We start from the raw sequence: 13,794 nt of genomic DNA on the forward strand, positions 1-13,794 counted from the left end.
TCTATGATTGCTATTGTTATACTTTTTGAATTAAGAGTATGAATTTATTTCTTCCTATACTAAATATAATTGTACAACAGTTTATTAAAAAAGAAAAGAATAAGCATAGTATTAAAAGAGCCATGTTTCAGGGAAACTTGGCTCTTTTCTTAAAATCATATGTTAAACTACGAAATAACTTTTACAGGACATTTCTTTGCGCACTCACCGCAATTGTTACATAAGCTATAGTCAATATGTGCAATATTATCATTTACCTTTATTGCTCCTGTAGGGCAAACTTTTTCACATAGTTTACAGGCAATGCAGCCTGCACTACATGATAATTTAACGTCTTTACCTTTATCTTTGGAGTTACAGCGTACGTGCTGTTCTGAAGTGTAAGGTACCAATTCAATTAGATCATTAGGACATTCTGCAATACACTTGCTGCAGGCAGTACATTTTTCTCTATCAACAAGAGCAATACCATCTACAATATGAATTGCGTCAAATGGACAGACCCTCACACAACTTCCATATCCCATACATCCGTAAATACATTGCTTTTCTCCCCGTCCGGGAACATATTCAATCTTTCTACAGTCTGCAATTCCATAATAATTATATTTATTCTTTGTTTTATCGCAAGTTCCGGCACATTTTACGAAAGCAACCTGCTTTTCCGTCTCATTGATTTCTACACCCATAACTTCTGCAACTTTTTCAGCTACAGCCGCGCCTCCTACAGGACATCCATCCACAGGTTTCTCTCCGGATGAAATTGCAGCTGCCAGGGCATCACATCCTGCATATCCGCATCCACCACAATTATATCCAGGAAGAGCTTCACGAATACGTATTTCCCTTTCATCTACTTCAACCTTGAATTTTTCTCCTGCCACTCCTAGTAATATACCTATAATTAAGCCAGTGATACCTACTACCAGGGTTGCAATTATAACGCCAATAATGCTCATATCCGTTTCCTCCTATTATAGTAAACCAGCAAATCCAAAGAAGGCAATCGCCATAAGACCTGAAGTAACTAAAACGATTGGTGAACCTTTAAAGGAAAGTGGTATGTCATTATGTTCCATCTTTTCACGAATACCAGCCATAATAATAATTGCAATTGTATATCCTAAAGCTGTTCCTATTCCATTTACTACACTAGTTACGAAACCATAATCTTTCTTAACATTAATGAGTGCAACACCAAGTACCGCACAGTTTGTAGTGATTAATGGAAGGTATACTCCAAGAGCATTATATAAGCCTTTACTATATTTTTTAAGTACCATTTCCACAAATTGTACCAATGCAGCAATAACTAAAATGAATACGATAGTTTGCATATATGTTAAATTTGCCGGAACAAGAACTAAATCATAAATTATACTCGCTACTGCAGATGCAATTGTCATAACAAAAATTACTGCTGCTCCCATTCCCGCTGCTATTTTAATTTTTGTAGAAACTCCTACGAAGGAACAGAGCCCAAGGAATTGACTTAACACTACATTATTTACTAATGCTGATCCAATTAAAATAATTAACAATTCTTTCATATTAAATCTCCTCCTATTCCCTATTGCTCTTTAATGAATCGTTATTCTCAGCTTCTTTTTCTTTTACTAATTTTTCTGCATTGTTGGCAACCATTTTTGCTTCTTCAATTCCATTTATTGCTGAACAATTATTGCTGCTGCTACATCCTGCACAATGTGCTCCACAACCAGTAACTGATCCATTAACACCATTTGTAGCAGATTTTAATTTAAACTTGTTCTGAAGTGCTGTTAAAATTGATAGAACAAAGAAAGCTCCCGGAGCTAAGATAAAGATAATAGCCGGTTCATAAGAACTAGGCATAATAATCTTATCAAAAATAGATCCATTTCCAATTATTTCTCTGACTGCACCAATAGAAGCAAGTGCTATTGTAAATCCTAATCCCATGCCAATCCCATCAAGAGCGGATAGACCTATGGTATTCTTTGCAGCATAGGACTCAGCTCTACCCAGGATAATACAGTTAACAACGATTAGTGGAATATATATCCCTAAAGTTTCATTAAGTGCAGGAAGATAGGCCTCTAATAAAAATTGAACAACTGTTACTAAAGATGCAACTACAACGATATACGCAGGCATTCTCACTCGATCGGGAATTGCCTTACGAAGCATAGAAATTAATATATTGGAACCCATAAGCACCGCTGTTGTTGTAAGTCCCATACCAAGACCATTACTAGCTGAAGTCGTAACCGCTAATGTTGGACATAGGCCAAGCATTAATATAAAGATAGGATTTTCTTTAAAGATTCCATTAAATAATCTTTCTAAATATTTATTCATATTATTGTTCTCCCCCTAACCCTATATAAGCATTGGCAAAATAGATACCAGCATTCACAGCACCAGTTACGGCATTTGATGTAATTGTTGCCCCACTAAGTGCATCAACTTCATTATCAGCAGTAGAACCAGTCTTTGTCACAATAAACTGATCCACTGTTTTTTCTTTATATTGTGACTTAAACTTATCCTCCTTGGCTTTCATACCCAGGCCGGCAGTTTCATTGATAGTAAGTATTTCCATTCCTTTTACTAACTTATCTTTACTGACACCAAGAGTTATAGTAATATCACCACCATAACCTTCCTTTGTAGTTACAGTTAATACCATACCGATTACATTTCCACCAGCATCTCTTGCTTCTAATGCTTCATCAATAGTAACATTAGAATAGCCACCTTCAGCTAAAATAGCTTCATATTGCTTTACTGTTTCATCTAATTTAGCATTCTGTTCAAAGTTCTTGGCATCACCATAAACAGCAAGATATGCTTCCTGCTTGGCTGCTGCCTTTGCATCTTTAATTGGTTCTTTTGTTATCTCATATACAAATCCAAGGGCAACACCAGCAATCAACGTTATCACAAATAAAACAAGTGCATCTTTTATTATTTTAGTATACTTCATGCCGTTTTCCTCCCTCTCCCATATGGCACCGGAATTGTAACTTTTTCAATCAAAGGAACTAATAAATTACAGAATATGATTGCATAAGATACACCTTCAGACGATCCACCAAAGATTCTAAAGATTCCTGTGAAAATACCCAGTACAATACCATACACAATTTGTCCTGTTAATGTAATCGGGCTGGTAACATAATCCGTAGCCATAAAGAATGCTCCTAAAATTAAACCACCACCAAGCAAGTGGGATAATAAGAAGGTAATATTAAACCCTTGTCCCCCAAATATTATTAAAAATATAAGGAATGTTCCTAAGTAAGTAAGTGGAATTCTGATACTTATAACTTTCTTAACAATAAGGTAAATAGCACCAATTAATAATGCAATCGCTGATGTTTCCCCAATCGTACCCATGATATTACCTGCAAATAAGCTGGTCAAACTTACTGTTTCCCCAGTTTCTTTTAACATGGCAAGAGGTGTTGCTCCCGATACTCCGTCTAAAGTGAATGTTGTCATTCTGCCGGCAAAAGAGATCAACAGGAAACATCTTGCTGCAAGAGCCGGATTCATAAAGTTCTGACCCAAGCCCCCATACAATTGTTTTACAACTATAATTGCAAAAACACTACCAATTACCGGAATCCAAAGAGGAACCGTGGAAGGTAAATTCAGTGCTAATAGCAGACCTGTTAAGAAAGCACTGTAATCCCCCGTAGTTACTGGTTTTTTCATAAGTTTTTCATAAGTATACTCGGATAAAACACATGTTGCTATAGATGTTATTATGATTAAAAAAGCATTTAAACCAAATTGATATACACCATATAAAGATGCAGGCATTAATGCGAGAATTACATCAAACATAAGATCTGAAGATGTAGTTTTTCTTCTAATATGAGGTGATGCTGATACATTCAGTAGATTACTCACTTTTTAGCACTCCTTTCCTTCATGATACTTCTTCTAGTCTCTTTGAATGCCTGTGTTAATCGAATTTTTGCTGGACATATATAAGAACAGCATCCACATTCATAACATTCCATACCGTTCATTTTCTCATATCCTTCATGATCTGAATGAATCGCATATTCATACATCTTTTGTGGAACTAAACGACATGGACAGACAGATACACAATTACCACATTTGATACATGGTGTTGGTTCATATTCTGCCACTTCATCTTTTGTCAGGCATAATAGTGCAGAAGAATTCTTAACCACCGGAACATCAATAGAGAATAGTGAAATTCCCATCATAGGTCCTCCAGAAATTACTTTCGCAGGTTCTGTTTTATAACCGCCGGCTGCTTCAAGCAGTTCTGTATAATTCGTCCCTAGTCTAACACTAAAGTTGCCTGGATTAGCGATTGCATCCCCTGTCACAGTAATAATCTTACGGATTAACGGTATATTTTTACACACAGCATTATAGATGGCGATAATAGTATCAATATTATCTACAAGGCATCCTACTTCTGCCGGAAGTTGACCAGCACTTATTTTACGCCCGGTTACTGCCCCTATTAATTGGCGCTCTGAACCCTGGGGATATTTTGTTTTCAGTACTTTTACTTCAATCTCATCTTCTGGTTTAATAACTTGTTTTATCTTTTCAATAGCATCAGGCTTATTATCTTCAATAACAATAAGTGCTTTTGCATTTTCAAATAATCTTTTTACTACTTTAAGGCCTTCTACAATCTTCTCAGGCTCTTCTAACATTTCCCTATAATCAGACGTCAGATAAGGTTCACATTCAGCCCCATTAACAAGTATATATTCAATCTTGCTGTCATCCTTTGGAGTAAGTTTTACATGTGTTGGGAATCCTGCACCGCCTAGACCAACGATACCTGCTTCCTTCACAATATTTCTTATCTCTTCTTTTGATAATTTTGTATAATCTCTATGAGTTCCAAATCCATCAATTGTATTATACTCATTATCATTTTCGATGATAATTGACTCCATCTTATCTCCAGATACTGACAATCTCTTTTCAATTGCTTTTACTGTTCCAGATACTGAACTAATTACATTGGCTGATATGAAACTTGATGCTTCAGCAATGATTTGCCCAACTACAACTTTGTCTCCTACCGCAACAACCGGTTTCCCAGGTGCACCTATATGTTGCGAAAGGGGAAATACTAACTCGCCCTTAGGTAGTAAAGTCTTGATCTTTTCAGATTTTGATAAGTCTTTTCCATCATTAGGATGGATACCACCTTTAAAAGTCAAAAGTCCCATCTTATTTCCTCTCTTCTACGTATATTTCTTTTTGATGATTAATCTGCATAAATTATCCTGTATAATGTACACAGATAGTGATACATTAATTCTAATACATTCAATATACGATTGCAATAAATGATAAATTATTCACATATCAAAACACAAAAAGGAATTGCAATCACTAAAAATAGGATGCAATTCCTTTTGGTTCTCTTTATACTCCACCATCTGTTAATGTATATTTGCAGTACTTTTATGAAGATATTTCTCCTTAGTAGCCAGGCCACCTCTTATATGACGCTCTGATTTGTTAAGGTCTAATACAAGTCTAGCTTTATGGGCAAGTGACGGATTTATCTGGATTAATCGCTCTGTGACATCCTTATGTACCGTGGATTTTGAAATTCCAAACTGCTTGGCTGTTTGTCTGACGGTTGCATTATAATCAATTATGTAATTGGCGATATCCACCGCTCTTTCTTCTATGTATCCTTTCAAAAAGAATCCCCCTATGATACTTGTTTTTACATTGTATGCATCAAGAGCAAGGGTTAGTACTTATTGATTATATACTTTATTGACGAATTGAAAATTTATATCTATAATTTAAGATATTACAAATTACCAGAAAGGAAGTATTATTTATGTTAAAAATTATTCATACAGACAATGCACCCGCTGCCATTGGTCCTTATTCCCAAGGAATTGCCTTTGGCAATCTTTTATTTACTTCAGGCCAGATTCCAATCGACCCATCTACTGGTGAGGTAATTGAAGGAAATATTGAAATACAGGCAGAACAAGTAATGAAAAATATTGGTGAAGTTTTAAAAGAAGCGGGATCTTCTTTTGAAAAAGTAATTAAAACTACCTGCTTTTTAAAAGATATGTCGGATTTTGCAGAATTTAATAAAGTTTATAGTAATTATTTTGTTAGCAAACCGGCCCGCTCCTGTGTGGCTGTAAAAGAACTTCCTAAGAATGTTCTCTGCGAAGTGGAAGTAATTGCTGAAATTTAAATTACAAAACCCTCTATGTTGAATATTCTTCACCTAGGGGGTTAAAAATTCTTAGAAAGGATAGATTTATGGCACATATACTTGTTGTAGAAGATGAAGAATTAATTAGCAACTTAATCATAATGAATCTGACGATGGTAGGTTATACAGCGGCACAGGCATTTGATGGTCATGAAGCCATAGAATCTTTAAAAAATAACCATTTTGACCTATGTCTTCTGGATATTATGCTTCCCGGCCAGGATGGTTATCGTTTGTTAGACAAATTTAAAGAAGCAGGAATCCCTGTTATTTTTTTAACTGCAAAAGATTCTTTAAATGACAGGGTAAAAGGATTGAATCTTGGAGCAGAAGATTATATTGTGAAGCCCTTTGAAACCCTGGAGCTGCTGGCACGGATCAATGTTGTTCTTAGAAGGAACGGAAAAACCAATGATGTTTTTAAATATAGAGATGTAGAAGTCCGTTTACAAGAACATGTAGTCATGAAAAATGATACGAATATTGACCTGACAGCTCAGGAATTCACATTATTAGAAGTATTAATACAAAACCGGAATCTGGCATTAACAAGAGAGAGATTACTGGAATTAGCATGGGGATATGACTATATCGGAGAAACCAGAACTGTAGATATGCACATTCAAAGATTGAGAAAAAAATTAGATTGGGAAGATGTGATTAAAACAGTATATAAATATGGATATCGTCTGGAGGTACAATGACTATGAAATTATGGATCAAAATATTTCTAAGTACATTAATACTTTCTGTAGCAACTCTGTCTGCCAGCATTTATTTCATGATTAATAATACACATTTGGAAAATGTAAAAAGGGAAGAAGAACGCTCCTTAAGTGAACTGGATGCCATAGAATTGTCCATTCTTAATAGCTTGGATATAACCACTACTTCAAAGGAAACCATAAAAACTGTCCTGTCAAGATTTGATGATTATTATTCTCAGAAAGATATCCACCTAATACTATATCAGGGACAAGAACGTATCTATAACGGACTGGGAACAATAGATGAAGCAGACTACAAAGACTTATTAACGGCGGATGAAAATAATAAAATGGCTCATATTATAGAGAACGATTCTAAACATTATATTCTAATTTCAACTATGATTTCACCGGACAATAATTCTATTCTTATATATGCAAGAAATATTAGTTATATTTATATTTCAAGAACTCAAAATATCCATTTAGCTCTTACACTAACTATAATTGTAACAATCATCTTAGGCTTATTCTCTTATTTGTATTCCAAATGGATTACCAGTCCGCTGCGCATATTACAAAAGGGCGCCATAAAAATTTCTCAGGGAGATTACTCTGAGAGAATTCCAAAAACCAAAGATGAATTTAATGATTTAGGGATCGCCTTTAATAACATGGCAGTTGCTGTAGAAACCAGAACCCTGGAGCTGGAAGATCGGGCAAATGAGAAACAAACCTTTATTGATGATCTGGCTCATGAGATGAATACCCCTCTTACCTCTATACAAGGGTATTCAGAGTTTCTTTTAAATGTGAATACCACCAATGAACAACGCCTTATTGCTGCAAATTCCATTCATATGGAAGCGAAGAGAATGAAGGAAATATATAATAAACTAATGACTCTTACATTGGCCAGGGAAAAACAGATTGATTTATCCATGGTAAATTTAGAGGAACTTTTCAATGATTTAAAAGATACTTTTTATCATCAATTAGTGGAAAAGAAGATTACATTCCTGAGCAATATTCAAATTGAAAATATTACTATGGATAAAACATTAATTTATATCCTATTAAGCAATTTAATTAAAAATAGTATTCAGGCTTTACCAAATAGAGGAACCATTCAACTAAGCGGATATGAAGAAAATCATAAACCTGTCATTGAAATATGGGATAATGGGCATGGAATTCCTGCCGATAAAATTAATATGGTGACTATGCCCTTCTACCGGGTAGACAAATCAAGATCCAGAAAAACAGGTGGTGCTGGTCTTGGATTATCCATATGCAAGAACATAGCCCAGTTACATGGTATTGAGCTTATCATTGATTCCAAAGAAGAAATAGGTACTGTAATAAAAATCAACTTTTAATTTACAACTTTGTTACAACTTGTTTGTTTACCTGATATCTTTAACTTTTATAATATATTCATAGTAACAAATTAACTTATTTCAAGCTATGAAGAAGGAAGGAATATATATGAAGAAACAAACATTAGTTATTTTATTTGCACTGATATCTACAGTGAGTCTGTATGGTTGTTCCAAAGCGAATATAGAAAAAGAAACAATTACTATTCAAAATACAAAAAGTAATCAAGTCATCGAAGCAAACGCTGCTGATCTATCTGAAGATATAGAGGATCCGGAATCGTTAAAAGAAGATGAGTCCAGTATCACTGAAACAGATTCAACCGATAGTATTTCCAAAGAAACTGAATCACACACCATCCCTGATCCTGATAAGACTGATGCAAATGATAAGACAAAAAAATCCGGTAGTGATAGCAAGAAAGGAAATGCCACTACTACTGAGAAAAGTACTTCTCTTACAATTGAGATTGAAGGAACGAAAGAAACAGTCAAAGGAACTTATTTTAATAACAAAATGCTGGGCTATAATATGGTTTACGATGAAAGCAGATTTAAATATTCAAGTTCCGAAGGCAGTGACAGTTTTATGGCAGAAAATCCTGATCCAGAAATCTATCCATATGTATATTTAAATATTAGCCGTGTGGAAGAAAAAACAACTTTAGACAAATATACAAAAGAAATGAAAGAAGCTCTTTCCCATGGATATAAAAGTGTGGAGCAGCTTCCTGACACTACAATCGGTAATAATTATAAAGCAGTTCATCTGAAAGCAAAATCAGGGAACAAATGGAATTCTTCCGTTCGGGAATTATATTTGCTAGAGTCTGAGGGGTCTATCTATATGGTAGAAAAGCAATATTTTGTAGAAGCCGAAGAAGGCTATGGTGCAAGAATGCATGCTATGATAGATACCTTTAAATTTAACTGATTCCAGTAAAAAAACTAAAAATTCTTTCATAAAAATAAGGTGCTGACGAGATTCTTGCAATTTGTTAAAGAACTTCGTCTGCACCTATTTATTTTTGACCGAAACAAAAGGATTATTCTTTATTGTATATCTCCAAAGATAGTCTCTTGCTTCTTCTGCATAATCAATGTTAATACGCCTGGATGTTTCAATTTCAAAATCCTTATTCAATTCCGGAGTCTCCAGATAAAGAATCCCTTTGCATAAATCTGCTCCATAATGGGATTTATCAATCCCCATAGCCTGGCATAGTTTTCCTGGTCCGCTGCACAAATTCTGAAGTTTTTCCGTACTGCGTCTCTGTTTCATAAGTTCAATCCCATCCACAGGTTCTAATGCCCGGATTAAAACTACTTCTGGAATATCCCTCTTGTTGGTTACAATATTCATACAATAGTACATACCATAAATCAGGTATATATAGGCAAACCCACCTTTTCCATATTGAATCATGGTCCGCAATGATTTGGGAGCTTTATAGGAATGAGCCGCTTTATCCAGCGGTCCAAGATATGCTTCTACTTCTACTATTTTCCCTTTTGTAATCCCTTCTGGGCTTTTATGTACCAGATTTAACCCAAGTAAATCGGGAGCTACTTCCAGTGCACTTCTTAGATAGAACTCTCTCTTTATCTTCATATCATTCACTCCTTATACATGCTGTCAGTAATTATATTATACCCAAATACTTTGTAGTTATTGACAGGATTGCAGACAATATGGTAACTCCAAAAAAGCATCTTCTAATAATGTTTTATTGTATAAGATTTCTTTTCCCGTTTTTATTCTAGCAATCTTTTTACGAGCTTTCAATTATATTTTCAAATATGTACAAATATTTCTTAAAACTAATTGCTATTCATATAGCCAAATGGTATAATTCAGAAAAATATGTCGAAAAAAGAAAGTGAGTGGTAATTTTTGAAAATAAACTTATCTAAAAAAATTGGTGCCTTTGTTGGGCTCATAGTACTATGTGTATCTTTAAGTATTGGGCTTGTTTCTCTGATATATAGTTCTAATGCCATACTTCAGACCCAGAAAGATGATATGTTAAAAATATCTGATGAAGGTGCACATCGTGTTCAGGCAATTGTTGATATGCACTTAAAGGTATTAGGTGAAATAGCACAGAGGGATACCATAACTACAATGTTTTGGGGCATGCAAAAAAGCAGTTTAACTCCTGATGTTGAACGATTGGGATATCTAGACATGGCAATCGTAACTCCTGATGGGGCTGCTAATTATGTTGTAAGTGGAGAAACATCCCAGCTGGGAGATCGCGAATACATTCAAAAAGCATTAAATGGAGAATCCAATGTATCTGATGTACTAATCAGTAAAGTAACCAATAGTCCTGTCATCATGTATGCTGTCCCTATTGAACAGCATGGGAAAGTGGTAGGCGCATTAATAGCAAGAAGAGACGGTACTGCTTTGAATGATATTACTGATGAATTGGGCATTGGCGAAAGAGGATATGCCTTTATTGTAGGAGCAGATTCTACTTTCTATTCACATCCAAACAGAGATCTGGTGTTAGGTCAGGTTAATGTATTTACACAAATAGAAGAGAATGGTCCTCTCAAAGATTTTGGTATTGCTCTGAAAAATCTTGGTACTGAAAAAGCGGGAATACTCAACTATAACTATGATGGGGCAAACCGCCTTACTGCCATGTCTCCAATTCCAGGAACCAACTGGACTTTAGGCATTGGCAATTATGAAAGTGACATTCTGGCCCCTATGAATAATCTTAGAACACTGATCTTTGGTTTTACTATTGTAATCCTTATTTTAGGCATTGCAGCAGGTATCATTGTTGGTATGTTCATTGCCAAACCAATTAAGAGACTTTCTATAATCATTAATAAAATGGCTGAATATGATTTATCTTATACTACAACCAAAAGTGACCAAAAGATTTTAAAAAGAGGGGATGAAATCGGAGCTATATCTGTCGCAGTATCCTCCATGATTGAAAATATCAAAAATTTAGTTCAAACAGTTGCCCATAATGCAGAACAGGTTGCTGCTTCTTCAGAAGAATTAACTTCAACTACCCAGCAATCTGCACTGGCATCCAATGAAATAGCAAGAACAATTGAAGAAATCTCTAAAGGCGCCACAGACCAGGCTCAGGAAACAGAACAAGGTGCGAATAACGTAAATGCTCTTAGCAAATTAATTAATAAAGTTCAGGATTATATAGACTCTTTAGCCGGATCAATCAGTGAAGTAGCAGAACTGAAAGACTTAGGTTTAGAAGCGATTGAAGATCTTGGCCAAAAGAATAAAGATTCAAGCGAAGCAGCTGTAAATATTCGCGAAGTCATCATTGAAACAGATAAAAGTGCTGATAAAATTAAAACTGCAAGTAATATGATAAAGAGTATTGCTGAGCAAACAAACCTACTTGCTCTAAATGCTGCTATTGAAGCTGCCAGAGCTGGCGAAGCTGGAAAAGGATTTGCTGTTGTCGCTGATGAAATCCGTGAATTAGCAGAACAATCCAATCGATTTACAAATGAGATAGACAGTGTTATAAATGAACTTTCTGATAAAACCGAATCTTCCGTAAAAGCAATTGAATCTGTTGGATCCATTATGGAATCTCAAACACTAAGTGTCAATAATACCACTGAGAAATTTAACGGAATCAGCGAAGCTATTGGAATGATCCAGACAATTATAGGTAAGCTTAATAATGCAAGTTCTGTTATGGAGCAAAAGAAAGAAGATATTGTTGCAACCATCGAAAATCTATCTGCTATTTCTGAAGAAAATGCGGCTGGAACAGAAGAAGCTTCTGCTTCTGTTGAAGAACAGACTGCATCAATGGAGGAAATTGCAAATGCAAGTGAATCTCTTGCAAGATTAGCAGAAGAATTACAATTGGAAATAAGTAAATTTACTTATTAAAGCAAGATCAAACATCAAAAAGGAACCCTTAAGCTGTTTTCCTTAGGGTTCCTTTTAATATGCCGGAATTTCTTGTCACGGTTCTGTTCTATTGATTCATAGTTCATTCGGATTCTCTTTTAATTCTTTTTTTAATTCATCAATAGATAAACCGAACTTTTTTAATTTCTTAATTCTCTCTATTTGTTTTATTGTAATATCTCTTTTATATCTACGTGTTAGTTTTTCTTCCTCTTGCTCAAAAGGAATCATTCCCTCTTCCGTATAATATTTTAACGTACTATATCTTGTTTCTGTAATTCTTACTAATTCACCAATTGTAACATATTCAGAAGAAAGAATAGCTTCAAGACTTCTCTGTCTGGACAATATCCATATCTCCTTTCTATTACATCCGGTATCTTCTAAGACGAACACCATGGATTGGTATTCTGTTTACAGTCACAGCTTCAGGTATCAATTCATATAATACATTGTCAACTTCCACTAAAGAAACCTGGCCAAAAGACTTGATTTTGCAAATATGGCCTTTTGATTCTAATAGTGCAACTGTCTGTGTAAGTCTGCTTCCTTTGTCCGCGAACCATTGTTCTGTATCTATAAAGATAGACTGCTCTCTTTCTAACCCTGGGAATATAAATGCAACTCCCATTCCTATTTTTGTTTGAAATAATCTTTTCTTTCCTTTAAGAAATCTTACCCACCCATTTAATAATATAGCTTTGATCTGTAATGGAATTACTTCCTGTGCCAGTGAATTTGTTTTATATAAATGATCCTTTATATTTGATAATCGTTCTATCTCTGACTTGGAGAATACATCATTCAATTTATGACTTTGATCTAATAGCCACAGAAGAATAATGGCTTCATCAGAAATCATACCTTCCTCTAAAACCTCTGCTCTTAAAGCTTCCAGTTCAAACTGATATTGTTCTGGGACGGTTCGATATTTCCTGATATTTATTCCAGCTGTAGTGTAAAACATATCACATTCCAACAGGTCAGAAACATCATTCATTAAATTCTGATCCATTAAATCTTCAACCAGGAAACCTTCCAGTTTAGAACATACTTTATATGAAACTTTACTGATTGTATTAATCCATTGCTGTAAAGCCTTAGACGGCTCTTCTCTGAGCAGCTCATAAACATATTGTTCATAAGGCTCCATTTCCTCAATTGAATTGCTAATTACATATTTTCCATCTGATCTTTTTATGATACCTTTAAGATAAAAATCGAAAAATACTGACGCAAAAACACATCTCATCTTATGTTTTTTTGCCAAAGAATAATGATTACATACTTCGCCATTCAGTGCTATAGCAGCAAATCCCTTTGCCAGTGATAAGTCAATCATATTATTAACTCCCTTCAAATAGTATTTAAAAATACTATTTCTTTATTCTAATATTTTACTTATTACTTACTACTTATTACTTACTACTTATTACATACTACTTACTATATATATTATGCTTTTTTTCTAATTTGTCAACCTATAAATGAAAAAGAGGAAAATGACATATTCATTTTCCTCCTTTTCATTCTTCTTCCAAA

General features: G+C 34.7%; 15 protein-coding genes. 5 read left to right on the top strand and 10 right to left on the bottom strand.

What is annotated here, in order from left to right; all coding sequences use genetic code 11:
• Nucleotides 1-167 precede the first annotated feature (167 nt).
• The 7 genes from EDD66_RS02105 to spoIIID form a co-directional block, all read right to left on the bottom strand.
• Nucleotides 168-959, bottom strand: a complete 792-nt coding sequence (locus tag EDD66_RS02105) for an RnfABCDGE type electron transport complex subunit B (RefSeq protein ID WP_123607891.1) — start codon at nucleotides 957-959, stop codon at nucleotides 168-170.
• Nucleotides 960-974: 15 nt separating this feature from the next.
• On the bottom strand, nucleotides 975-1,550 hold the full coding sequence (locus tag EDD66_RS02110) for an electron transport complex protein RnfA (protein WP_123607892.1): 576 nt from the start codon (nucleotides 1,548-1,550) through the stop codon (nucleotides 975-977).
• A gap of 13 nt (nucleotides 1,551-1,563) precedes the next feature.
• On the bottom strand, nucleotides 1,564-2,340 hold the full coding sequence (rsxE, locus tag EDD66_RS02115) for an electron transport complex subunit RsxE (RefSeq protein WP_123607893.1): 777 nt from the start codon (nucleotides 2,338-2,340) through the stop codon (nucleotides 1,564-1,566).
• A gap of 1 nt (nucleotide 2,341) precedes the next feature.
• Nucleotides 2,342-2,968 (bottom strand): RnfABCDGE type electron transport complex subunit G, encoded by a 627-nt coding sequence (locus EDD66_RS02120; RefSeq protein ID WP_123607894.1) that lies wholly within the window; start codon nucleotides 2,966-2,968, stop codon nucleotides 2,342-2,344.
• Nucleotides 2,965-3,900: an RnfABCDGE type electron transport complex subunit D gene (locus tag EDD66_RS02125; RefSeq protein WP_123607895.1), complete on the bottom strand. Its 936-nt coding sequence runs from the start codon at nucleotides 3,898-3,900 to the stop codon at nucleotides 2,965-2,967. Before EDD66_RS02125 ends, EDD66_RS02120 begins: the two co-directional genes overlap by 4 nt.
• Complete coding sequence (gene rsxC, locus EDD66_RS02130; RefSeq protein WP_123607896.1) at nucleotides 3,897-5,222, bottom strand: electron transport complex subunit RsxC; 1,326 nt, start codon at nucleotides 5,220-5,222, stop codon at nucleotides 3,897-3,899. Before rsxC ends, EDD66_RS02125 begins: the two co-directional genes overlap by 4 nt.
• Before the next feature lie 216 nt (nucleotides 5,223-5,438).
• Entirely contained in the window at nucleotides 5,439-5,705 is a 267-nt protein-coding gene (gene spoIIID, locus EDD66_RS02135) for a sporulation transcriptional regulator SpoIIID (RefSeq protein WP_123607897.1), read from the bottom strand.
• Nucleotides 5,706-5,851: 146 nt separating this feature from the next.
• Here spoIIID and EDD66_RS02140 point away from each other — a divergent pair, with 146 nt between their 5' ends.
• From EDD66_RS02140 to EDD66_RS02155, 4 genes are all read left to right on the top strand, one after another.
• Nucleotides 5,852-6,226, top strand: a complete 375-nt coding sequence (locus EDD66_RS02140) for a RidA family protein (protein ID WP_123607898.1) — start codon at nucleotides 5,852-5,854, stop codon at nucleotides 6,224-6,226.
• Nucleotides 6,227-6,294: 68 nt separating this feature from the next.
• Complete coding sequence (locus EDD66_RS02145) at nucleotides 6,295-6,951, top strand: response regulator transcription factor (RefSeq protein WP_123607899.1); 657 nt, start codon at nucleotides 6,295-6,297, stop codon at nucleotides 6,949-6,951.
• Between the two features lie 2 nt (nucleotides 6,952-6,953).
• The gene (locus EDD66_RS02150; protein WP_170164216.1) at nucleotides 6,954-8,333 is read left to right on the top strand and encodes a sensor histidine kinase; all 1,380 of its coding nucleotides are present in this window, start codon (nucleotides 6,954-6,956) and stop codon (nucleotides 8,331-8,333) included.
• Between the two features lie 109 nt (nucleotides 8,334-8,442).
• Nucleotides 8,443-9,267, top strand: coding sequence for a hypothetical protein (locus EDD66_RS02155; RefSeq protein WP_123607901.1), 825 nt, complete (start codon nucleotides 8,443-8,445; stop codon nucleotides 9,265-9,267).
• 84 nt (nucleotides 9,268-9,351) lie between these two features.
• Here EDD66_RS02155 and EDD66_RS02160 read toward each other — a convergent pair whose 3' ends face one another.
• A complete protein-coding gene (locus EDD66_RS02160) occupies nucleotides 9,352-9,945 on the bottom strand; it encodes a DNA-3-methyladenine glycosylase (RefSeq protein WP_123607902.1) in 594 nt (197 codons plus the stop codon).
• A 282-nt stretch (nucleotides 9,946-10,227) separates the two neighbouring features.
• On the opposite strand from EDD66_RS02160, the gene EDD66_RS02165 reads away from it, so the two are divergent.
• Nucleotides 10,228-12,231, top strand: a complete 2,004-nt coding sequence (locus EDD66_RS02165; protein ID WP_123607903.1) for a methyl-accepting chemotaxis protein — start codon at nucleotides 10,228-10,230, stop codon at nucleotides 12,229-12,231.
• Nucleotides 12,232-12,327: 96 nt separating this feature from the next.
• On the opposite strand, the gene EDD66_RS02170 is transcribed toward EDD66_RS02165, so the two are convergent.
• Nucleotides 12,328-12,600, bottom strand: a complete 273-nt coding sequence (locus tag EDD66_RS02170) for a helix-turn-helix domain-containing protein (protein ID WP_123607904.1) — start codon at nucleotides 12,598-12,600, stop codon at nucleotides 12,328-12,330.
• Between the two features lie 19 nt (nucleotides 12,601-12,619).
• Nucleotides 12,620-13,594 (bottom strand): hypothetical protein, encoded by a 975-nt coding sequence (locus EDD66_RS02175; protein WP_123607905.1) that lies wholly within the window; start codon nucleotides 13,592-13,594, stop codon nucleotides 12,620-12,622.
• Nucleotides 13,595-13,794: the final 200 nt, after the last annotated feature.

The sequence above is a fragment of the Mobilisporobacter senegalensis genome (genome assembly GCF_003752155.1).
GTDB lineage: Bacteria > Bacillota > Clostridia > Lachnospirales > Lachnospiraceae > Mobilisporobacter > Mobilisporobacter senegalensis.

What these genes read in the sequence shown, in the direction of transcription:
- EDD66_RS02145 (WP_123607899.1), top strand. Translation starts at nt 6,295, where the DNA reads ATGGCACATATACTTGTTGTAGAAGATGAAGAATTAATTAGCAACTTA.
- EDD66_RS02120 (WP_123607894.1), bottom strand. Translation starts at nt 2,968, where the DNA reads ATGAAGTATACTAAAATAATAAAAGATGCACTTGTTTTATTTGTGATA.
- rsxC (WP_123607896.1), bottom strand. Translation starts at nt 5,222, where the DNA reads ATGGGACTTTTGACTTTTAAAGGTGGTATCCATCCTAATGATGGAAAA.
- EDD66_RS02160 (WP_123607902.1), bottom strand. Translation starts at nt 9,945, where the DNA reads ATGAAGATAAAGAGAGAGTTCTATCTAAGAAGTGCACTGGAAGTAGCT.
- EDD66_RS02110 (WP_123607892.1), bottom strand. Translation starts at nt 1,550, where the DNA reads ATGAAAGAATTGTTAATTATTTTAATTGGATCAGCATTAGTAAATAAT.
- EDD66_RS02155 (WP_123607901.1), top strand. Translation starts at nt 8,443, where the DNA reads ATGAAGAAACAAACATTAGTTATTTTATTTGCACTGATATCTACAGTG.
- EDD66_RS02105 (WP_123607891.1), bottom strand. Translation starts at nt 959, where the DNA reads ATGAGCATTATTGGCGTTATAATTGCAACCCTGGTAGTAGGTATCACT.
- EDD66_RS02150 (WP_170164216.1), top strand. Translation starts at nt 6,954, where the DNA reads ATGAAATTATGGATCAAAATATTTCTAAGTACATTAATACTTTCTGTA.
- EDD66_RS02140 (WP_123607898.1), top strand. Translation starts at nt 5,852, where the DNA reads ATGTTAAAAATTATTCATACAGACAATGCACCCGCTGCCATTGGTCCT.
- EDD66_RS02175 (WP_123607905.1), bottom strand. Translation starts at nt 13,594, where the DNA reads ATGATTGACTTATCACTGGCAAAGGGATTTGCTGCTATAGCACTGAAT.
- rsxE (WP_123607893.1), bottom strand. Translation starts at nt 2,340, where the DNA reads ATGAATAAATATTTAGAAAGATTATTTAATGGAATCTTTAAAGAAAAT.